The sequence below is a fragment of the Virgibacillus sp. NKC19-3 genome (genome assembly GCF_019837165.1).
Lineage (GTDB): Bacteria > Bacillota > Bacilli > Bacillales > Amphibacillaceae > Virgibacillus_L > Virgibacillus_L saliphilus.
The window spans coordinates 2,264,517-2,287,060 of record NZ_JAGYHC010000001.1; the positions used below are offsets into that span (position 1 = coordinate 2,264,517).

At 36.8% G+C, this 22,544-nt stretch carries 21 protein-coding genes and 2 pseudogenes; 5 read left to right on the plus strand and 18 right to left on the minus strand.

The window, feature by feature from the left end; translation table 11 throughout:
- Nucleotides 1–86: 86 nt before the first annotated feature.
- From parC to KFZ56_RS11005, 5 genes and pseudogenes are all read right to left on the minus strand, one after another.
- Nucleotides 87–2,536: pseudogene (parC, locus tag KFZ56_RS10985) on the minus strand (DNA topoisomerase IV subunit A).
- Nucleotides 2,537–2,547: 11 nt separating this feature from the next.
- Nucleotides 2,548–4,420, minus strand: a pseudogene (parE, locus tag KFZ56_RS10990) (DNA topoisomerase IV subunit B).
- A gap of 440 nt (nucleotides 4,421–4,860) precedes the next feature.
- Nucleotides 4,861–5,280, minus strand: coding sequence for a CoA-binding protein (locus tag KFZ56_RS10995; protein WP_222641972.1), 420 nt, complete (start codon nucleotides 5,278–5,280; stop codon nucleotides 4,861–4,863).
- Nucleotides 5,281–5,303: 23 nt separating this feature from the next.
- A complete protein-coding gene (locus KFZ56_RS11000) occupies nucleotides 5,304–6,824 on the minus strand; it encodes an ABC transporter permease/substrate-binding protein (RefSeq protein WP_222641973.1) in 1,521 nt (506 codons plus the stop codon).
- Nucleotides 6,821–7,888 carry an ABC transporter ATP-binding protein gene (locus tag KFZ56_RS11005; RefSeq protein WP_222641974.1) on the minus strand — a complete coding sequence of 356 codons (1,068 nt, stop codon included), beginning with the start codon at nucleotides 7,886–7,888 and terminating at the stop codon, nucleotides 6,821–6,823. Before KFZ56_RS11005 ends, KFZ56_RS11000 begins: the two co-directional genes overlap by 4 nt.
- A 208-nt stretch (nucleotides 7,889–8,096) precedes the next feature.
- Here KFZ56_RS11005 and plsY point away from each other — a divergent pair, with 208 nt between their 5' ends.
- The 4 genes from plsY to KFZ56_RS11025 all read left to right on the plus strand — a co-directional run bounded on the left by plsY (nucleotide 8,097) and on the right by KFZ56_RS11025 (nucleotide 10,298).
- The gene (plsY, locus tag KFZ56_RS11010; protein WP_222641975.1) at nucleotides 8,097–8,678 is read left to right on the plus strand and encodes a glycerol-3-phosphate 1-O-acyltransferase PlsY; all 582 of its coding nucleotides are present in this window, start codon (nucleotides 8,097–8,099) and stop codon (nucleotides 8,676–8,678) included.
- Between the two features lie 99 nt (nucleotides 8,679–8,777).
- Entirely contained in the window at nucleotides 8,778–9,713 is a 936-nt protein-coding gene (gene folE2, locus KFZ56_RS11015; RefSeq protein WP_222641976.1) for a GTP cyclohydrolase FolE2, read from the plus strand.
- A gap of 15 nt (nucleotides 9,714–9,728) precedes the next feature.
- Entirely contained in the window at nucleotides 9,729–9,959 is a 231-nt protein-coding gene (gene yidD, locus KFZ56_RS11020; RefSeq protein ID WP_222641977.1) for a membrane protein insertion efficiency factor YidD, read from the plus strand.
- Nucleotides 9,960–9,998: 39 nt separating this feature from the next.
- Entirely contained in the window at nucleotides 9,999–10,298 is a 300-nt protein-coding gene (locus KFZ56_RS11025; protein ID WP_222641978.1) for a HesB/YadR/YfhF family protein, read from the plus strand.
- A gap of 35 nt (nucleotides 10,299–10,333) precedes the next feature.
- Here KFZ56_RS11025 and KFZ56_RS11030 read toward each other — a convergent pair whose 3' ends face one another.
- The 7 genes from KFZ56_RS11030 to KFZ56_RS11060 all read right to left on the minus strand — a co-directional run bounded on the left by KFZ56_RS11030 (nucleotide 10,334) and on the right by KFZ56_RS11060 (nucleotide 16,739).
- A complete protein-coding gene (locus KFZ56_RS11030; protein WP_222641979.1) occupies nucleotides 10,334–10,633 on the minus strand; it encodes a hypothetical protein in 300 nt (99 codons plus the stop codon).
- Nucleotides 10,634–10,635: 2 nt separating this feature from the next.
- Entirely contained in the window at nucleotides 10,636–11,058 is a 423-nt protein-coding gene (locus KFZ56_RS11035) for an acyl-CoA thioesterase (RefSeq protein ID WP_222641980.1), read from the minus strand.
- A 124-nt stretch (nucleotides 11,059–11,182) separates the two neighbouring features.
- Nucleotides 11,183–11,407 carry a small acid-soluble spore protein Tlp gene (gene tlp, locus KFZ56_RS11040; RefSeq protein WP_375540678.1) on the minus strand — a complete coding sequence of 75 codons (225 nt, stop codon included), beginning with the start codon at nucleotides 11,405–11,407 and terminating at the stop codon, nucleotides 11,183–11,185.
- 137 nt (nucleotides 11,408–11,544) lie between these two features.
- Nucleotides 11,545–11,691, minus strand: coding sequence for an FbpB family small basic protein (locus KFZ56_RS11045; RefSeq protein ID WP_222641982.1), 147 nt, complete (start codon nucleotides 11,689–11,691; stop codon nucleotides 11,545–11,547).
- Between the two features lie 56 nt (nucleotides 11,692–11,747).
- On the minus strand, nucleotides 11,748–12,347 hold the full coding sequence (locus tag KFZ56_RS11050; protein ID WP_222641983.1) for a TlpA family protein disulfide reductase: 600 nt from the start codon (nucleotides 12,345–12,347) through the stop codon (nucleotides 11,748–11,750).
- 198 nt (nucleotides 12,348–12,545) lie between these two features.
- Nucleotides 12,546–15,269, minus strand: coding sequence for an aconitate hydratase AcnA (acnA, locus tag KFZ56_RS11055; protein ID WP_222641984.1), 2,724 nt, complete (start codon nucleotides 15,267–15,269; stop codon nucleotides 12,546–12,548).
- A 345-nt stretch (nucleotides 15,270–15,614) separates the two neighbouring features.
- Nucleotides 15,615–16,739 carry an ATP-binding protein gene (locus KFZ56_RS11060; RefSeq protein ID WP_255585121.1) on the minus strand — a complete coding sequence of 375 codons (1,125 nt, stop codon included), beginning with the start codon at nucleotides 16,737–16,739 and terminating at the stop codon, nucleotides 15,615–15,617.
- Between the two features lie 315 nt (nucleotides 16,740–17,054).
- Between KFZ56_RS11060 and KFZ56_RS11065 the strand changes: the two genes are divergently transcribed.
- Complete coding sequence (locus KFZ56_RS11065; RefSeq protein ID WP_222641985.1) at nucleotides 17,055–17,531, plus strand: DUF2621 domain-containing protein; 477 nt, start codon at nucleotides 17,055–17,057, stop codon at nucleotides 17,529–17,531.
- A 42-nt stretch (nucleotides 17,532–17,573) separates the two neighbouring features.
- On the opposite strand, the gene KFZ56_RS11070 is transcribed toward KFZ56_RS11065, so the two are convergent.
- The 6 genes from KFZ56_RS11070 to tkt all read right to left on the minus strand — a co-directional run bounded on the left by KFZ56_RS11070 (nucleotide 17,574) and on the right by tkt (nucleotide 22,528).
- Nucleotides 17,574–18,041, minus strand: coding sequence for a CcdC family protein (locus KFZ56_RS11070; protein WP_222641986.1), 468 nt, complete (start codon nucleotides 18,039–18,041; stop codon nucleotides 17,574–17,576).
- 130 nt (nucleotides 18,042–18,171) lie between these two features.
- A complete protein-coding gene (locus KFZ56_RS11075) occupies nucleotides 18,172–18,603 on the minus strand; it encodes a Na(+)/H(+) antiporter subunit B (protein ID WP_222641987.1) in 432 nt (143 codons plus the stop codon).
- Nucleotides 18,604–18,779: 176 nt separating this feature from the next.
- Nucleotides 18,780–19,484, minus strand: coding sequence for a cytochrome c biogenesis CcdA family protein (locus KFZ56_RS11080; RefSeq protein ID WP_222641988.1), 705 nt, complete (start codon nucleotides 19,482–19,484; stop codon nucleotides 18,780–18,782).
- 171 nt (nucleotides 19,485–19,655) lie between these two features.
- The gene (locus KFZ56_RS11085) at nucleotides 19,656–19,886 is read right to left on the minus strand and encodes a YneF family protein (RefSeq protein WP_222641989.1); all 231 of its coding nucleotides are present in this window, start codon (nucleotides 19,884–19,886) and stop codon (nucleotides 19,656–19,658) included.
- 51 nt (nucleotides 19,887–19,937) lie between these two features.
- A complete protein-coding gene (gene sirA / locus KFZ56_RS11090; RefSeq protein WP_222641990.1) occupies nucleotides 19,938–20,393 on the minus strand; it encodes a sporulation inhibitor of replication protein SirA in 456 nt (151 codons plus the stop codon).
- Nucleotides 20,394–20,524: 131 nt separating this feature from the next.
- On the minus strand, nucleotides 20,525–22,528 hold the full coding sequence (gene tkt / locus KFZ56_RS11095; RefSeq protein ID WP_222641991.1) for a transketolase: 2,004 nt from the start codon (nucleotides 22,526–22,528) through the stop codon (nucleotides 20,525–20,527).
- Nucleotides 22,529–22,544 lie beyond the last annotated feature (16 nt).

The window sequence follows — 22,544 nt, forward strand, 5'->3', positions numbered from 1 at the left end:
AATATAGCAGATAGGAAGGCGTTAACCTTTCCTATCTGCAGAGAGAATGATCATGTTATCCCAAAACTTTTTTTACTGCTAATAGTTTATTCCATAACATCATCAAAAGGTTTTTGATATGTTTTTTCCTTCCAAGCCTCTGTCACTTCGCCTTGATTATCTGTATCAATGATAAACGATCCATTGCTTGTTCTGGTACTGCTGGATAGTTCAAGTGGAAAAATGCTGTGGGTTTTTCCATTTGCTGTTTGGAAGTACAGTGTGTCATTTTCTTTAACAATGAAAAACCCCTTCACGCGATGTGGCTTTTTCTTTAATTCTTTTAACAAGGCTTGACCACGTTTAGCTCTACTACTCTTTTCAACTTCCGCTAGTTTCATCCGCTTACATGCTCCGCGTTGTGTCAAGATAACCATTGATGGCTCTGCCAACTCATCAAATACATGTCCACTCACAACATATTCATCGTCCTTTAATTGCATGGCTTTAACACCTGCAGCCCGTTGACCAACAAGTGAAACCTCTGATTCATGGTACCATAGACCATATCCTTTATTGGAAACAAGGAATACATCAGAGTGTCCATTTGTTTGATAAACATTGACAACTTCGTCATCTTTTTTGAGATTCATCGCGATTAATGTTTTTGAATGCCTTTGCGCATCATACAGTTTAATCTCGCTTCGTTTGATCATCCCATTCTTAGTAAAGAAAATAAGATGATAACCTTCTTCAAATTCACGAACAGGAATACACTGAACAATATACTCATCTTTTGCCATCGATACAATATTTGATACATGCTGACCAAGATCTTTCCAGCGTATATCCGATAATTGATGAACGGGGAGAAATATATAATTTCCTCTGCTTGTGAAAAGCAGGATGTTATCTGTCGTGTTTAACTCCATCAGTCCTACAAGGTGATCGTTATCCTTAATGGCCAAGTCCTCCCCATTTGATGCCCCGTAGGACCTTAAACTGGTTCGTTTAAGGTATCCATCTCTTGTAATAGAAACAAGTACATCTTCACTTGCAACCGTTACTTCTATATTAAACGTTAACTCCTCTATTTTATCTTCAATACTTGTCCTTCGTTTATCCGAAAATGTTTTCTTGATTTGCTTTAGATCTTTTTGATTGTTTGATAAAGGCTTTTTTCACTTGCCAAAATCGTTTCCAACTCTTTTATTGTATTACGTAATTCATCTGCTTCTTTTTTAAGTAGTGTAATATCTGTGTTTGTTAAACGGTATAGTTGTAGCATCACGATAGCCTCTGCTTGCGCTTCCGTAAAATCATATTTTGCTATAATGCGTTTTTTGGCATCTTGTTTATCTTTCGATTCCCGGATGGTAACAATCAACTCATCCAATATAGATATAGCCTTTATCAAACCTTCTACAATATGGGCACGATTTTTTGCTTTTTTTAAATCAAACGTTGTTTGCCTTGTTACAACTTCCTTTTGGTGGTTAATATATGCATCCAGTATCTGTGGTAAAGATAATAATTTAGGTGTCTTATCCTGTATAGCTACCAAATTGAAATTATAAGTTACCTGCAAATCCGTGTTTTTATATAAATAATTTAAAACACCTTCACTATCTGCACCTTTTTTCAATTCAATAACAATGCGCAATCCCGTTCGATCGGTTTCATCTCGAACCTCGGCAATCCCTTCTACCTTACGATCGATTCTGAGTTCATCGATTTTTTTAACCATATTTGCTTTATTTACTTCAAATGGAATTTCACTGATAACGATTTGCTGACGATTCCCCCGTACATCTTCTACATACGCTCTGCTACGGTTTACTACTTTGCCTCGACCGGTCTCATAAGCCTTCTTTATGCCATCCACACCCTGAATAATACCACCTGTAGGGAAATCTGGTCCTTGAATGACTTTCATTAAGTCATCAACTGTAGCATCAGGCTTATCCATTCTCATAATAACTGCATCTATTACTTCAGCTAAATTATGAGGAGGAATATCCGTTGCATATCCAGCAGAAATCCCTGTGGAACCATTAACCAATAAATTAGGGAATTTAGCAGGTAATACAACTGGTTCTTCACTCGTTTCGTCAAAATTAGGAAAGAAATCAACTGTTTCTTTGTCAATATCTTTCAACAGTTCTGAAGCAATACGTCCTAATCTTGCTTCTGTATACCGCATCGCTGCCGCTGAATCTCCATCAATACTCCCATTGTTTCCATGCATCTCAATTAATACGTTTCTAACTTTCCAATCCTGACTCAGGCGAACCATGGCTTCATAAACGGAAGAATCACCATGTGGATGATAGTTACCAATTACTGTACCAACAGTTTTGGCAGATTTTCGAAAGCTTTTATCATGTGTGTTTTTTTCTTCATGCATCGCATACAAGATTCTGCGTTGAACAGGTTTGAGACCGTCTCTCGCATCTGGTAATGCTCTATCTTGAATAATATATTTACTATACCTCCCAAATCTGTCACCAATAACTTCTTCTAGTGGAAGGTCCATAAATTTTTCAGGTTGTGCCAAACCAACCCCCCTTATTCTGTATGAATTTTCTCGTTTTCTAATATATTGGCATCCTCATCCATATCAAATTCTACATGGCTTTCAATCCATTTTCTTCTTGGTTCTACTTTATCGCCCATTAATGTGGTTACTCTTCTTTCCGCCCTAGCCAGATCTTCTATTGTAACACGAATTAACGTACGACTCTCAGGATTCATCGTCGTCTCCCAAAGCTGATCCGCATTCATTTCACCTAGACCTTTATAGCGCTGAACGATATAGCCATTTTTAAGTTCCTTTGTCACTTCTTTCATCTCTTCCTCATCCCATGTGTATACTGTTTTCTCTTTCTTTCCTTTGCCTTTAGAAATTTTAAATAGTGGAGGAAGAGCGATGAAAATTTTACCAGCTTCAACAAGTGAGCGCATGTAGCGATAGAAGAACGTCAATAATAAAACTTGAATATGGGCACCATCCGTATCAGCATCTGTCATAATTATAATTTTATCATATTGGACATCCTCTAAATTAAAGTCGCCTCCTACTCCTGCGCCTATCGTATGAATGATGGTGGAGATTTCCTCGTTTTTAAATACATCCTGCAGGTTAGCTTTTTCCGTATTAATAACTTTTCCGCGTAGAGGGAGGATAGCTTGAAACTTTCTGTCTCTGCCTTGCTTTGCCGACCCCCTGCGGAATCCCCTTCCACTAAGTAGAGTTCGTTTTTTTGGCATTTCTGGATTGCGCTGGTGTAAGCTTTCCACTTAAAAGCGCGTCCTTTTTACGCTTTTTCTTACCCGTTCTGGCATCTTCACGGGCTTTACGTGCTGCTTCACGAGCTTCCTTTGCCTTCATGGATTTTTTTATCAATGCTCCGGAGATATCAGGATTCTCTTCCAGAAAATAAGAAAGTTTTTCAGAAACAACAGCATCTACGATTGATCTTGCTTCTGTAGTACCAAGTTTTCCTTTTGTTTGACCTTCGAATTGCAGCTTTTCTTCAGGAATTCGAACAGAAATAATGGCTGTTAGCCCTTCGCGTATATCGGTACCTTCTAAATTCTTGTCTTTCTCTTTTAATAAACCGACTTTTCTCGCATAATCATTAAATGTTCTTGTAATTGCTGTTCTAGCTCCAGATTCATGTGTGCCACCATCCCTTGTTCGAACATGATTTACAAAGGAAAGCATGCTTTCTGCATATCCATCATTAAATTGAAAAGCAAATTCGACTTCGAATCCCTGTTGATACCCTTCAAACGAAACAACCTGATGCAGGGTGTCTTTTTCCTCATTTAAATAGTCCACAAATGATTTAAGCCCATCAGGATATTGATACGTTTCTTCTTCGTTTGTTCGATTGTCGATTAATTGTATCTCTAACCCCTTTAATAAAAAAGCAGATTCCCGCAGCCTTTCTGACAGAGTTTCAAAATCAAAAACAACCGCAGATAGAATCGTTGGGTCAGGCTTAAAATGAATCAAGGTACCAGTCTTTTTTGTAGATCCTTTTTTCTCAAGTGACCCAACCGGTTGACCACCATTTTCAAACCGCTGTTGGTACGTATATCCGTCGCGAAAGATCGTCACTTCAAGCCATTCAGATAATGCATTCACAACAGAACCACCGACACCATGCAGGCCGCCACTCGTTTTGTATCCACCTTGTCCAAATTTACCTCCTGCATGAAGAACAGTAAAAATCACCTCTATTGTTGGCTTCCCAGAGCTATGCATACCTGTTGGTATCCCTCTTCCGCTATCTTCAATAGAGATACTATTATCGTTATGTATCTGTACCTTAATAAAATTTCCATAACCTGCTAATGCCTCATCGACTGCGTTATCAACGATTTCAAATACTAAATGATGCAGACCACGTATATCGGTACTACCTATATACATTCCAGGCCTTTTTCTAACAGCTTCAAGGCCTTCTAAAACTTGGATGGAATCATCTGTATATCGTGTTGGATTAGCCAAATCACCATCGACTCCTTTCCCCTAATAAAAGTATCATTCTCATATAATAGAACAAATGTTTTTTGTTGGCAAGTAAGAACATATAATTATTTCCTTACTTATTCACTATCTAAAGCCGCCACATCATGGGTTATGCGTAAATGCCCACCCCATTTGAAGCCATTTGTGGCAACGCCAGTACTAGCACGTCTTTTGCGTGTTTAGCATTCGAATGACTAACGAACGCTAAGGTTTCTAATCAATGTATACGAAATTACTGATATGAAGCTAAGCATGATAATAAGTATACTATAACTGAATTCCGCTTGCATATTTTTTTGTAACAAGAGAAAGGATGACTGAAAATGTCATCCTTTCTCTTGTTATTTCTGCACTAGTACACTGTGTACTACTTTGATGCATAAATCCATCATGACGATGAAATCCCGTTCTTTTAAATAATGATAAGCTTCTTCGTTTACAATACCTTGTTGTGCCCAAAAAACGCGGCAATCCGTTTGGGCAGCTTCTTCCGCAATAGCAGGCAAGTATTCCGGTCTTCTAAAAACATTGATAATATCTACTTTTTCAGGTATATCCGTCAATTTTGGATAAGATTTTTCACCGAGTACTTCTTCAACAGTGGGATTAACTGGGATGATCCGGTATCCTTTTTCCTGCATTATTTTTGCTATTTGATGTGATGTTCTGTCAGGGTTATCAGATAGTCCAACGACTGCAATTGTGTTCGCTGATTCCAATATTTCTTTCAATGTTTCATTTTTCGGGTTTTCCCAAGACATATTTTCACAGCCCCTTCTCTATTTTAAAGTAAACCTTCGCTTTCCAGAAACTCTCTTGCTACTTCGTTAGGAGACCTGTCTTCATAGTCAACTTCATAATTCATCTCGCGCATCTCTTCATCTGTTATTTTACCACCCAGTTGATTTAATACCTCTTCTAATTCCGGATGTTCCTTCAATGTTTCCGCCCTGAGAAGTGGTGCTCCTTGATATGGCGGAAACAGATTCTCCGGATCGTCTAATGTTACTAGGCCTAATTCTACCATATAACTGTCTGTTGCGTAAGCATCAATGATGTCCACTTCACCTTTATCTAAAGCATCCTGACGTATACCAGGATCCATTGTGCTGATGCTTTCGATATCAAGGTTATAAACATCTTGCATGCCTATATATCCATCGTACCTATCCCTAAATTCCAATGTAAAACCTGCTGTGATTTCATCTTCTATTTGCTTTACGTCTCCAATATCTTCTAAGTTAGACTCTTTGGCAGTCTCCGGTCTCGTAGCTATCGTATACGTATTATTGTATTCCATAGGTTGGAGAAACTCCATGTCATATTCTTCTTTCATTCCTTGTTTTGCTTGTTCATATACTTCAGTGGCATCATTGCTCTCTGTCTCTTCTTCTAAATGGGTAACAATTGCTGTTCCGGTAAATTCAGGAAATATATCAATACTCTCCTCTTGTAACGCCGTAAACACGAATGCTGTCTTTCCAAGCCCAGCTTCCAGTTCTACTTCCAAATCAGTTTCATCCTCAATTAAGAGCTTGTACATATTAATTAAAATTTCCGGTTCGGCCCCCAATTTCCCACCGATTACCACATCTGCATTTTTGGAAGTAGTAATAAAAAATGGGGTGGTAACGATGAGTACAGCGATAACTAACATGACAATAAACGATTTAAAGCCAGCTTTTTTTGAAATACGTTCAAATCCTCGTAAAATTAAATCCAACGCAATGGCTAATAATGCTGCAGGTATGGCACCAAGTAATATGAGATTAACATCTGCTCCTCGATCTATCCCCAATAAGATTAACTCACCTAATCCACCCGCTCCAATAAGAGCTGCAATCGTTGTAGTTCCAACAATCAGAACCATCGAAGTTCGAATTCCTGCCATCATCACAGGCATTGCAATTGGTAATTCAACTTTAGTTAACCGTTTTACTGAATTCATCCCCATACCTGTTGCCGCTTCTTTTAAAGCTGGATTAACTTCTTTAATTCCTGTATATGTATTTCTTAAAATGGGAAGAAGGCCATATACGGTGAGTGCTACAATAGCAGGTGTTGTGCCAATCCCAAAGAAGGGGATTAAAAAAGCTAATACTGCTAAACTCGGTATTGTTTGCATGACTGCAGACAGACCGATTACCGGCTCAGCAACACGTGGATACCTTGTTAAAATTAAGCCTAAGGGAACTGCAATAATAATAGCAATAATAAGTGAGATAAGTGATATTTGTAAATGTTCCCAAATCAACTCCAGCAACATATCCTGTCTATCTTGAAATACGGAAATGAATTCACTCATGATCGGATCACCCCGTTTTCAATCCTTGTTTGCTTTTTTAAAAACAAAACAATATCCTTACTACTGATAACACCCACCATTTTTTGGTTTTTTAATACGGGAAATAATAATTGATCCCTTGACTCTATTATTTCTGTAGCTTTAAAAAGAGGCGTGTCGTTATCCAGTGTAGTTGCCTCTGTTAATTTTCCATTATTTACTGCCCCGGTATACATATTGTTCTCATCAACTATAATGTACATCCCTATTTTGCCATAGTTCCCATTATCAAACGCCTCCTGTGAAATAACCTGTAGATGTGATTGATCTGCAATCACATCTACAGCAGTTTGCCATGGAGATTTTCGTTCTCCAATGAAATCTTTTACAAATTGTGTTTTGGGTTGCAAAATTAATTGTTGTGGTGTGTCAATTTGTATCGCTTCACCGTTTCTCATCAGACAAACCCTATCACCTAGAGCCATTGCCTCATCCATATCATGTGTAACAAAGACAATGGTTTTCTTAATCTCCTCTTGCAAACGACGGATATCCTGTTGCAATTGCTCTTTGCTTATAGGATCCAAGGCACTAAAAGGTTCGTCCATTAAAATAATATCCGGGTCTGCAGCTAAGGCTCGTATTACCCCTACACGTTGCTGCTCACCACCGGATAACTCTCCTGGCATTTTCTTTTGGTATGTTGAAGGATCCAATCCCACCATATCCAGGAGTTCTTCACTCCGTGCTCGTATGTCTTTGCGTTTCCACTTCTTCATCTCTGGTACCACTGAAATATTCTCGGAAATGGTCATGTGAGGAAATAGCGCAATTTCCTGCAGGACATAGCCAATATTCCAGCGTAATTCATGTATATTGTAATCATCTATATCTTTCTCGTTTATGTATAGCATCCCAGCAGTAGGTTCAATAAGACGGTTTATCATTTTCAAACTTGTTGTTTTTCCACAGCCGCTTGGTCCTATAAGTGTTACCATTTCTCCATTCCTTACCTTTAAGGAAAAATCTTTTAAAGCCCGGGTTCCATCTGAATATTCTTTGCCTATATTTTTGAATTCTATCATATCATTCTTCCTTTTTTCTAAGTTTAAAAGCAATTTTAGACTAATTTCTTTTCTGGATACCCTTTTCAAGCAACCTAAAAACCTCATTTTCGCTTCTATTTACATTATAAGTAGTATTTCATTTGTTTTGAGGTTCTTTCCATCACGAGTTCATGCTAAAATAAAACTATAGCCCTTTTTCCATATTATAAAGAGAGTAGGATGAATAATGGAATATTTATTATTTGGTATTATTGCATATTTATTAGGTTCTATACCCTCTGCCCTCATTGTTGGCAAGATTTGGTATCATATAGACATACGGGAACATGGCAGTGGGAATATTGGAGCAACGAATACATTTCGAATATTAGGCTTTAAAGCAGGTAGCATTGTTGTTTCAACAGATATATTAAAAGGTACTACGGCTACACTGGTTCCTTTATTATTTGACGGGGATGTATACCGACTGGCCATTGGCCTATTTGCTGTTGTTGGACATACATATCCTATTTTCGCTAAGTTTAACGGTGGAAAAGCAGTGGCGACATCCGGCGGAATAATCCTGGGTATTAATCCATTATTATTCATCATTATGGTTACAAGCTTTCTTTTGACATTGTATTTATCAAAATATGTCTCCCTTTCTTCCCTGATTACAGGGATTATTGCTGTGATTGCTTCTATACTTTTACACGAGATTGGTCTTGCTATAGTGACTGCGTTATTAACAGTTTTTGTTTTTTACAGACATAGGGAGAATATCAAGCGAATCAAGAACAAAACCGAACCCAAAATCACCTGGATGTAATCAAAGTCGATTCTATTCTAACGCAAATCAATAAATTGAATAGAGTCCGTACTTTTTAGTATACTGGTACTTAGTCATAATTCGAAAGGATGTTATGTTATGGACAAGATTACAACTTTCCCAATAAAACAATTACCAAATAAAGCTGAACGTCATAAATTATTCGGTTCTGTAGATCCGCTTCCAAAGTCAAAACCTGTTGAGAAAAGTAAAATGGCAGATTTACAGAACACCAAAAAAGATTTTCTTTTTGACCTTGACGCAGTTGGAATAGCAAATGTAAAACATCCTATTACTGTTTTCAGTAATTTGAAACCAACGACGCAAACAAGTATTGGAACAATAGAATTTACCTCAAGCTTGAAAAATACGAGTAAAGGGACAAATATGAGTCGTTTTACACAGCAATTAAATCATTATCATGAACAAGGTCTTCCTGTGGATTTTGCTACGCTTAAGAGGTTTACAAAAGATCTAGCTGAACGGCTGGATCAGAAAGATGCTATGATAAAAGTGGAATTTCCTTGGTTCTTTGAAAGAAAAGCACCTCAGTCAGGTCTATCTGGGATGAACCATGCAGATGCTGTTATTCATGTTTCTTATGATAAAGAAAAGGGACATACAGTTAGCGTATCACTTTCAGGGTTGATCACAACATTATGTCCATGTTCCAAAGAAATAAGTGAATACAGTGCACATAATCAACGCGGACAAATTACAATGGAAGTTTCACTAACAGAAGGCTTTGACGGCACCAGCCTTGATTGGAAAGAAAGTCTTTTAGAAGCAGCTGAAAGCAACGCCAGCGCCAGATTACATCCAGTTTTAAAAAGACCTGATGAAAAAATGGTAACGGAACAAGCTTATGAAAACCCACGTTTCGTTGAAGATATGGCTCGTCTTGTAGCTGCAGATTTATATGAAATGCCCTTTGTAACTAAATTTAACGTTTCATGCCGAAACGAAGAATCCATCCATTTGCATGATGCCGTTGCTTCAGTCAGTTATGATAAGCGTCATACGGAATCTAACTGAGAAGGATAAGTCACAATGAAGTATATTTTTATAGGGTTCATTAAATTTTATCGAAAAGCAATTAGCCCTTTTAAGCCGCCATCCTGCCGGTTCTACCCAACATGCTCTGAATACGGAATCGAGGCTTTTCACCGTTTTGGAGCTGTTAAGGGTGGATTTTTAACAATAAAAAGGATAAGTAAATGTCACCCCTTTCATCCGGGTGGTGTTGATTTAGTTCCTGAAAAAAAGGGAAAACAATCTTAAACGAAAAATAGCAGTTGATGCTATAAGGAGCTGACTTCATTGAAACTACAGATGAGTAAAGAAGTTGCCAAATGGTATAAGCAAGAATTGGATATCACAGATAACTCCAAATTACGTTTCTATGTAAGATACGGGGGAATGGGCGGTAATATTCCAGGTTTCTCGTTAGGAATTATGAAAGATGAACCAGAAGATGTTCATACCTCTATAGAAGTAGAAAATATAACTTTTTTTATTGAGAAAAAAGATGCTTGGTATTTTGAAGAGAAAGATCTAAAAATTCATTTAAACAGAAAAATAATGGAACCTGCGTTTAACTATATGGATGAAAAGCAATAGAAAAGGGCGTACTTAAACGTTAACGCCCTTTTCTATTATAATCTGAATTTATCTATATGATCCCATTTGTTCTCTTGCTGCAATATATCCTTTTGTTGTTTACCAAACAAATCAAAATGTGGAAATCTTTCATCTTTATGGATCCAATTTTCTATAAGTCCATATTTTTTCCCCCACTTTTTTAACTTATCGATATCGCTGCAGCCGACCTTTGTTACGGTATCACAACCTGGAAAACGGTCATCAATCCAAAAATGTGTTAAAAATGCGATATTTCCGCTCTCAACTTTTTTCTTCCACGCGTTTACTTCTTCTCTTTTCACACCAAATGCCATGTTTATTCCCCTTCAATTTGTTGTATGTAAGCTTGGTGCCATTCAGGAAACGTTTTACGCAGTGATAAAGGGCGAAAGTTTTCTTTTTTTACAATGACATGCTGGGTCGTTCCGCTAACTGCAACATTCTCTTTTCCATCCAGTATATGATAACCATATATGGTTCGAATTCCATCATATTTTTCCAACCATGTTTCAACGATAGCTTGTTCTCCGTATCGAATAGGTTTTTTAAACGAAATTTGGGCATCTATAACGGGCGATACAATAGCATATTTTTCCATATCTGAATAACTAAATCCTAACATTTCGACATATTTGGTTCGCCCGATTTCAAACCATACTAAATAATTGGCATGATAAACAACGCCCATCTGATCTGTTTCCTGATATCTTACATCAATAGATGTACGTATTTTATTCATATGATCTTCTCCCTCTGCTTTTATTTCATCTTCCAGCTTATCATAAATGTAATGAACGCAATGAAATTTAGCTTAATCGATTTTAAAACCCCAACTCTTTGGGGAGAGCTAGGGCTACTGATTCTTATTCATTATTTCGTTCATCTTTGATCTCATCTCGCATCCCTTCAATTGCTTTCTCGCGACGCTCGTTCTTCGCTTTTATTTTCTCCTTATCTTCTCCGGAGGAAAATTCCATCGTATCCTGGGCTTCCTCCAGATTTTGCATGGTATCTTGGACCATATCTTGAAGTTTCTCTGCATTATCACTACGATCATCCGGTTTTGGCTGATGATTTTTGTCAGTCATCATGATGCTCCTTTCTTTCAAAAGCTATTACTATTTTTTTCAACAACTAACATTCTTATACGCGAAAAAGTTTCCCTTTTCACAAAAAGGCCATCTTTTGTGTGATTCAATAATCATTCACAGAAGATGGCTTCTCATTATGATAGTTCTTTTCGCTTTACGGATTGATGCATTCTCTTTTCTAAGTTTTTTTCGATTTTTTCCATTAGTAAATGGTCCTTCAAAATTTGTTGACGATTTTCCCGAACTAATTCATCAAATGCAAGTCTTTTCTTTAAAGACACAGCAGCTCACTCCTTTTAAAAAGAAGTATTGCCACTAAATCCAAATATTATAACAGTTAATTGATTGAATTTATTGTTTCCTCCATAAAGTCATACGTCATTGGTCCAACTTTTCTCGGTGCTTGAATGGTTCCATCTGTACCTACAAAGTAAGTAGTTGGTACAGTAATAGCCTTATAATCATCACTTACAGTTGAATCGGTATCAAGGGGAATAGTATAGGTGTATTCATATTCGTTTCTATAATCAACAACATCCTGTTTACTTGTTTCGGTATCTGTTAAATTTACAGCAAGGATCTCTACTTCATCCCCGTACGCCTCATGAAATTTCTGCATCTCTGGCATTTCGTCACGACAAGGCGGGCACCATGTTGCCCAAAAATTTAGAATAACTTTTTTTCCCTTCAATTCAGAAAGTGTTATTTTCTCTCCATCCAGCGTTTCCATTTCAAATTCTGGTGCAGATTCGCCTTGTTCAATCTCAGTACTTCCAGGAGGAGTTATAGCCGCACCTTCTACGTCTGAATCTCCGCTAACATTATATTCATTAGGAGCATTCTCCGTTTGTGTTTCATTATTTTGTTGTATGAAATTAAATACGACAATTCCAGCTAACACCAGAATACCGACAATACTAAGTATCTTTTTATACATGCGTTGGATTTACCTCCTCCGTTTACATATCCTTATAACATAGCGACCTGATATTACTATATTCTATACTTTAAATGGTATGTCTATATTGACCATTTGTAAAGAAAATGCCACTATTGTTCAGAAAAAATTCATTTAGTTCAGATGAAAAAGCCCTTACCATGAAGAAGCATGTAAGGGCTAGTTTCACTCATTTATCTATTCGTTTACTGCAACTTGCAATTTGTCTCGTAAGACCATTGGTAAGATGCCACCATGACGATAATAATCGACTTCCACATCACTATCGAAACGAGCAATAGCTTTAAATGCCGTTGTTTTTCCATTTTCATCAACTGCAGTAATGTTCACTAAATCATTTGAGCTAATCGACTCATCAATCTCAACATGGAAAGTTTCTTTTCCGGTTAAGCCTAATTTTTCCGCGCTTTCCCCTTTTTCAAATTGTAATGGAAGTACACCCATCATGACCAAATTTGAACGATGAATTCGTTCGAAACTTTCAGCAATAACAGTTTTAATGCCTAACAAATTAGTACCTTTAGCTGCCCAATCACGTGATGAACCCATCCCGTAATCTTTGCCGCCCATTACAAGTAAACCAGTACCATCCTGTTGATATTTCATTGCAGCATCATAAATTGGCATGACTTCTCCTGTAGGCCAGTATGTTGTATAACCGCCTTCCGTTCCTGATGCCAATAAGTTACGAATACGTATATTGGCGAATGTCCCACGCATCATAATTTCATGGTTACCACGACGTGAACCATATGAGTTGAAGTTTCGAGGTGAAACTCCTTTTTCCTGTAAATACTGACCTGCCGGCATATCCTTTGCGATTGCTCCCGCCGGCGAAATATGGTCTGTTGTTACAGAATCACCAAATTTACCGATTGCACGCAGATTGTTCAGAGCATTAACGGAGCCTGGTTCTTTTGGTAATTCCTCAAAAAATGGTGGGTTTTGAATATAGGTAGATTCACTATCCCATTCAAACAAAGGCTCATCCGTTGTGTCAATTTCATTCCATCTTTCATTGGAATCAAAAACATTTTTATATTCTTTTCGGAAAATTTCCGGCTTAACAACGCTGTTTACCTGTTCTTTAATTTCTTCCATTGTCGGCCAAATATCCTGCATATAGACCGCGTTTCCTTCTTTATCTGTACCCAGCGCTTCTTTCGTTAAATCAACATCAACCGTACCTGCTAAGGCATATGCAACGACAAGTGGTGGTGAAGCAAGATAGTTTGCTTTCACTAGTGGGTGAATACGTCCCTCAAAGTTACGATTACCAGACAATACAGATGAAACAGTTAAATCATTATCAACAATAGCCTTTTCTATTTCAGGTCTGAGTGGACCAGAGTTACCAATACATGTTGTACAACCGTATCCCACTAAGTTAAATCCTAACTGATCAAGGTATGTCATTAATCCGGAATCCTCTAAATAACGTGTAACAACTTTTGAACCAGGAGCTAAAGATGTTTTTACATACTCAGGAACTTCCAATCCTTTTTCAATAGCATTTTTGGCAAGTAATCCAGCACCCAACATAACATAAGGGTTAGATGTGTTTGTACAAGACGTAATCGCTGCAATCGCAAGTGCACCTGTTTTCATCAAAGAAGTTTTTCCATTTGGATGATCAACTGTTACTTCTTTATCAAACTCGGATTTATCCATACCAAATCCTTGGTTACCTTCTGGTGCTGTAATTGCTTTATTGAATTCTTTTTTCATGTCAGAAAGAGCGATCAAATCTTGTGGACGTTTCGGTCCGGAAAGGTTTGGTTCAAGTTCTGAAAGATTTATTTCTACCAACTCTGTGTATTCAGGATCTGCTTGCTCCGGGGAATACCATAGATCGTTGATTTTACAGTATTGTTCGACTAAATCAATTTGCTCTTGACTGCGTCCTGTTAAGTGAAGATAATTCAATGATTCTTGGTCCACAGGGAAAAAACCACACGTTGCTCCATATTCTGGAGCCATGTTTGATATGGTGGCACGGTCTGCCAGTGGCATATCCTGCAGGCCCGGACCAAAATATTCCACAAATTTACCGACAACATTCTTTTCACGTAAAACTTGTGTTACTTTTAATGCTAGATCCGTAGCTGTTGTTCCATTTGGGAAACTTCCTGTAAATTTAACACCAATTACTTCCGGTGCAGGGAAAAAGGATGGCTGGCCAAGCATGCCTGCCTCTGCTTCTATACCACCAACGCCCCAGCCCAGTACGCCAAGACCATTGATCATTGTCGTATGAGAGTCCGTTCCCATAAGTGTGTCAGGGTATGCATCATATTCCCCGTCTTCATTCTCTACACCATGGATAACGTTTGCAATGTATTCCAAGTTCACCTGATGCACAATACCAGTTGCCGGAGGTACAGCACGATAGTTATCAAATGCCTTTTGTGCCCAGTTTAGAAATTCATAACGCTCCGCATTTCGCTCAAATTCCAAATCCATATTTGCTTGAAGTGCATTTGGTGTTCCGTATTGATCCACTTGTACTGAGTGGTCGATAACTAAATCAACCGGTACTTCAGGATTTATTTTATCTGGTTCTCCTCCCATATCCACCATAGCTTTACGTAATGATGCAAGGTCAACTACTGCAGGTACTCCAGTGAAATCTTGTAAAATGACACGTGAAGGTTTGAATGGAACATCTGAATTTGTGCCTTCTTTGCTGCCCCATTTTGATAGACCTTGTACATGCTCATCTTTAATTTGATGGCCATCATGCTGGCGAATCAGTGATTCTAAAAGAACTCGAACAGAAAATGGTAAACGTGACACTTTTCCCAAACCAGCTTCTTCCAATGCTTTTAATTCATAATAGTTATAGGTTTTTCCATGTAGATCAAATTGTTTTTTGGCATTGAATGCATTACTCTTACCCATATGTTTGATCCCCTCTCCATCGTATTTTTGCTCCATTACCCTATTGCTATCTTTCTATAAAACGGATGGCAAATAGCAAAAAGCCTTTCATTCCTTTTTCACCTTTATTCTGAAAGGTATATGGAAAACTTGGCTTTTGCCAGGGCTTTACGGCATACCTTAGCTGCACTTATGCAGATAAGTTTTATACTTCCTTACCTACTAAAAATAGTTCTACTCTATATATCTTAAATCAATTTGTATGATAAAACAATTGATTTATGTAAGTTAACCAATACAAAAAACTTATTTGTAATGATAAGTTTAAGTTATACGAAAAACATTAACTAAAAATAGTCCGTTCTATTACGGTAGGGGGAAAAAGATATGAAAGGTACTTCCCTTATACTCATTTTGTTCTATTTTTAAAATTGCATCATGATGGTTTAGGATTTGTTTTGATATCATCAGTCCTAGCCCGGTTCCATTTTGTTTCGTCGTAAAGAAAGGCTCACCCAATTTATGAATGATTTCATCCGGTATACCTAAACCCTCATCCCTAATACTAAGTATAACCTGGGTTTTGGTAGATGTCGTTATCAGTTTAATAGTACCACCGTCAACCATCGCTTCAATCGCATTTTTTACTAAATTAATTAAGACCTGTTTTATTTGCGAACGATCACAATAAATAGAACCTTTATATGTATCATCATACTCAATATTGATACCCTTTACATTTGCCTGTGTGCTCAATAATAGGATAACGTCATGGATCATTTCCTCAAGCGATTCATTTCTCATTGATTCTGTTAACGGTTTTGATATAAATAACAGTTCAGAAGTAATGGATTCCATCTTGTCTATCTCATCTAACATGATTTTATAGTATTGCTCATTCCCCTTCACTCCTGCTTGCATTAATTGCAGGAATCCTTTTAGAGACGTGAGCGGATTTCGAATTTCATGTGCTATTCCTGCAGCAAGTTGTCCTGCTATAGACATTTTTTCGGAACGTATCATCATTTCTTCTGCTTCTTTTTTATCCGTAATATCTTTAATGGTGGCAATATAACACATCCTGCCATTTTCATCATCTGGCATCTTGGCAATCGTACACTCTGACCAAATATACTTGCCTTGCTTATTTAAAATATTAATAGTAAAAATTTGTGGCTCATCTGTATATTGATTAAAGTTTCTTTTTATGTATGTAACATCTTCTAGTGAGATTTTTTCATGCCATGCTACATCTTCCAAATCAGATGCATTGTATCCTAATAGCCGTTCAATTGATTTTGAAATATAAAGTACGTTTCCATCTTGATCCCACACGGTTATAATTTCATTTTTATTATATTCAATCCATGAGAGCATATTGGATGGCAGTGTTGATAAATCAGAAAAAATGCCACCATCTTGTTCCTTATTTAAAATGTTAGACGTTTGTTTATTTTTTCTGTCAATCGGATTATAATTTTCAAATTCCAACATGTCTCCCCCTCGTATCTTATTTTTAGACGCCCTTACCTGCATGTTTCTATTATCATTCTTCCTTTTTGAATACGCACTTTAACAAAAATTCAACAATAAATTTTTCTTTATTCGATTATATGATAAATTATACAGTAATATGACGGTTGTTTGTACAGTATAATCCTATTATAATAATAACTAATAGATTGTTTGTTTTGTTAACATCCAATTATTAGTAATAGTACTATAAAGATGATAAAAAATAAATTGCTTTGAACATTAAATTCATAAAAGTTAGCATAAATCAATTTTGAGTATATGAAGTAGGGGGTGTCAATAATAGTTGATTATTTAATTGTATTATGGGGATTTATTATGATATCTCTAATGGGGATTGGCGGTTTCTTCATGTTTCGTAAGTTTCTAAAAAAACTGCCCAAAGAAGACGGCAAATCCAATATGGATTGGGAAGAATATTATATGGAACAAACAAGACATATGTGGGAGGAAAATGAAAAAACACTACTGGAAGAATTGGTCTCCCCTGTCCCTGAATTATTTAGAGATGTTGCAAGACACAAAATTGCAAGCAAGATAGGAGAAGTAGCTTTAAAGAAACAACGAGAAAAAATTACACAGGATATATTGATTGAAGGATATATTATAGCCACTCCAAAAAGAGATCATAAATTTCTAAGAAAAATGCTCAAACAAAAAAATATCGATGTAACACCATACGAGCCCTTTTTCGAACAATCACAGTCCAATTATTCTACGAATTGGCAACAACGTTATAATAAGGAATAAACAAATGCGCCAAACCAAACGGGTCTGGCGCATTCCTATGTATTAATAGTTCATACTTTTTTCAAGTTTTACAAACTTATACAACATGGATAGTCGCCATGTTACAATCATACCGAAAGCAAGAATGAAAAACATCCCGCTCGTCTCTCCCAGCGATATTGTACTCCCAATAATTAACTTGAAAATGATTCTAAAAAGCAATAGTCCAATCAATATAAAAGCAAAGGCCTTAGATGGGATTAAATAAATAGCCTGGTCACGAACTTCAAATTTAGATGTTTTAATAAGAAAAATGGCGCAAATAATGCCCAGAGTTACAGCCTCAAGAACCTGTATCCATCTAACCTGGAATGCTGGAAAGATAAACATTAACGCACCAGTGCTCATAAATAACGGTGGCAAAATTATTTTTTTAATGGATGCTGGTTTTTTTGCGGCTTTTAATCGCATTATAATCATTAAACTAGCCATAAATGCTGCCGCTACAGTACTTGCCACTAACCAAAACATACACAATCACACTCTCCCTAAAGCCTGGCTCCCTGTTTTAAATGTTAAATTACTGAATCGTCTTAATACCTACTTATGACAGGAATAATAATTATGCATACCTGTAGCTAAAGGAAACTTCCATGCATTATTATACAGACTGATCGTTTGCAATAGTTGATATGATCGTAGTAACTACTCCTACCACCGTCAAATATACACCAAGGTCAAAAATCATAGCTGTCGCTAATTCAACCTCACCAAAAAATGGAAAAGTGAAATAACCAAATGATTGTGATAAAAAAGGTACATGAAACAGAAATGATCCCAACCCTGTTATAACAGCAATTGCTAATCCTATGGGAACCAGCATCATAAAATTAATCGGTAGTATTTTTTTAACAACATCCATTCCATACGCCATATACATTAGTAAAACAGCTCCGGACGTCAACAAACCACCAACAAATCCACCACCAGGAGAGTTATGTCCCGCTATCAATAAATAGACAGAAAATCCTAATAAAATAAAAGCAATTACGGACGTAGTTGTGCGTAATATTAGGTCATTTGTCTTTACCATTAAACTATTCTCCTTTATAAACGGATCAACACTTAAATCTATAGTTGATTTTAGTCAAACAGACGATCACTATCATTTATACTTACACCTAGTTTGTCAACCATAGGTTTTGGTGAAGAACCTTATAAGCTACATATAATCCATTTAATAATAGTATAAAACAGACTAAAAGTCCATTAAAACCCCAAAAAACCAAACCATCCTGATAAAAAGGCGGTTAATTTAGTCATCCAGTCAAAGAACAATGCAATTCCCATAAATATCATAATATAGCCACCAATTTTTACTAATCGAGCACTGTGTTTCCGAATCCATTTTAACTTGCCAATAAAGAAGGATAAGATGAGAAATGGAATAGAAAAACCTAATATGTAACTGATCATCATAACCATACCAATATCAGGATCAGTCGCAGCTAATGAGAGCACGATAGCAAGAATAGGTCCCATACATGGCGTCCATCCCAAGGAAAAAGCCATACCAATAAGGAAAGAACCCACAAAACCTGCCGGCCGATTTTTAAATGTGATTTTTCTGTCCTTCATTAGAAACTCAAAATTGAAAACACCAACAATAACCAAGCCAAAGAAAATAATGACGATCGCACCTATTTGTCTAATGATTTCCTGATATGTTATTAAGAAATCAGAGATAAATGAAGTTGTAAAACCAAGCATAATAAAAATACTTGAAAACCCAATTAAAAAGAAAATGGTATGCATCAAAGCTTTTTTATTCACTTTTTTATTATCTTCTTTTAATTCGTTTACACTCATACCTGTTATATAGGATAAAAAAGCAGGATAAAGAGGTAAAACACATGGTGATATAAATGATAAAAATCCGGCACCAAAAGCAATAAAGATATTTATTTCAGACATTTGAATCCTCCTAACATGTACTTTTTTATTTTACCAGAAGATAACTAAAAAAAGTCGAATGTGTTTGACAATAATCTGAATCCTGTTAGAACATGAAATGAACAAAATACCCCTTACCATAGTCAAAATTGGAAAGGGGTATTATGCAAATTTACAAATCGTATAATTGCGCTATTTCTTACCGGATTGATTCTGATTCTCCATGGCACGCATCATTTGATTGATTTTCTTTTGTGATGGCTTTTGCCCCATTTGCATCATTAATGTACGAAGCATTTGCTCATTAATAGGCGGATTCTTTTTTAGATAGTTCATCATATATTTTCTGGCAATAAAAAATCCAAGAGCAACACCAGCGATTAATGCTACTATAGCTATAAGTACAACCCATATCGTGTTCATGACAAGCTTTCCTCCTTCGTGTTGTTCCTCATATAGTATAGTAAATTCGGGCTAAGAATACAACACTTGTTCACTATAATAGTTTCCACTATATGGCATTCGTGACATCCAACCATAATTTTCTATATTATTACCTATTATAAAAAGAATGGGTTGAAATTGCCTTAGCATAGGAAATAGAAACTCCTCTGCATCTTCTAATGATTCACATCGAAATTTTAAATGTTTTTCACTAATATGTAAAGAAATTAACTTTTGGTTTTTATATAATTGAATATGCGCTTTTTCCCTTTGAATGGAAATTTGATGCTTCCGGCAAGAATTATCAATATGAGAGATCAAAGCATTTTTAGAAAAGCGATTGGTAACATAGTCATATTGTAGCTTTAGATCTTTCCTGTTCTGATTATTTTGGTATTCTTTGATAAAACGATATAAAATGCCACTTTTATAAAAGTAGTTTTTGGCAACGCTTTCCTTTATACAAAAAATAGAATACTCATACATAGATATTCCCCCTTGTACAATCTATTATACGTACTCTATTCCTAAATAATGTCATTTTATAGTGCTTTTTTTCACTAGTTTTGTCGAAAATATAAAAGATGGCTCCAACTGCTGGAACCATCTTACTAATTTTATTTGATCAGTGATTCTACATACTGAATGACATTTTCGACTGTGAAACCATATTCTTCAACCACTTTATCTCCATTTGCAGATGCGCCAAATGTATCAATAGCTAGAATCTTACCACCGTCACCAACATAGCGATCCCATCCGAACGGCGAAGCCATTTCTATTGCTAAGCGACTTTTCACATGTGGTGGAATTACTTCGTTTTGATATGCTTTATCTTGAACATTAAAACGATCCCATGAAGGCATACTTACAACTCTTACATCAATACCTTTTTCTTTCAGTGCTTTTTGTGAAGCAACAGCTAATTGGACCTCAGAACCAGTAGCCAACAATAACGCATCGGGGGTTTCTTTTTCAGAATTACTTAGTACATACGCACCTTTTTTAACACCTTCATATGCTTTTTCTTTTGTACCTTCTAACGTAGGAAGGTTTTGTCTGGTTAACACTAATCCAGTTGGTTGATCTTTGGATTCTAAAGATAATCTCCATGCCGCTTGTGTTTCGTTTGCATCTGCAGGACGAATTAATGAAAAACCGGGAATTGCACGCAATGCGGCCAAATGCTCAATCGGTTCGTGAGTTGGACCATCTTCACCAACTGCAATAGAATCATGCGTAAAGACATAAGTAACCGGCGCACTCATGATGGAAGATAGACGAAGTGATGGTTTTAAATAATCACTAAATACAAAGAATGTCCCTGCATAAACGTTTAATCCACCATGTAAAGCCATACCATTCAACGCTGCTGCCATCCCATGTTCGCGTACACCAAACCATATATTTCTGCCTGCAGGGTTGCTTCGCGTGAAGTCATCTTCATCATTAATTGTTGTCTTATTTGAACCAGCTAAATCAGCACTTCCTCCAAATAAATTTGGAATTGTTTTTGCTATTGCATTTAAGACTTTCCCCGAAGAAGCTCTCGTCGCAAGGGTATCCTTCTCAGGCTCAAACACTGGTAATTCCCTCTCCCAATCTACAGGTAGATCACCTTTCATGGCAAGCTTTAGGTCAGCTGCAAGCTCAGGATAAGCAGACTCATATTTCGTTAAAATTTGGTTCCAGTTTTGCTCTGCTTCTGCACCCTGGATTCCGATTTTTTCATTAAAGTCCGAATATACTTCTTCTGGTACATAAAAGTCCTCATGGGTCCACTTATAATATGCTTTTGTTAATTTTACCTCATCTTCACCAAGTGGTGCTCCATGTGACGCAGCAGAAGCTGATTTATTAGGTGATCCGTACCCAATAATTGTTTTAACCTCAATTAATGTAGGTTGATCGGTATTTTCCTGTGCCGCTTTAATTGCACTTCTTATATCATTTACATTGTTACCATCTTCTACATGTATAACTTGCCAGCCATATGCTTTAAAACGTTGTTCTGTATTATCAGAAAATGAACGATCTAAATCACCATCCAATGAAATATCATTCGAATCATATAATACAATTAATTTTCCTAAACCGAGATGCCCGGCTAAAGATGCAGCTTCATGAGAAATACCTTCCATTAAATCACCATCACTCACAATAGCATATGTATGATGGTTAATAATAGATATATTTTCTTTATTAAATTTAGCTGCTAGGTGTGCTTCAGCCATTGCCATTCCAACTGACATGGCAATCCCCTGACCTAGTGGTCCAGTCGTAGCTTCTACACCTTCTGTATGATGCACCTCCGGATGGCCTGGTGTTTTAGAACCCCACTGACGGAAACCTTTTAAATCATCGACCGTCACATCATAACCGGATAAATGAAGTAGACTATACAAAAGCATGGAACCATGACCTGCTGAAAGAACAAACCGATCCCTATTAAACCATTTGGAATTTGTTGGATTATGATTCATAAAGTCCGTCCATAACGTATATGCCATTGGTGCTGCCCCCATAGGCAGACCCGGATGACCTGAACTTGCGTTTTCTATTGCATCAATAGATAATGTGCGAATTGTGTTGATTGATAGTTGCTCGATATCGTTCGACATATTGTGTGCTCCTTTC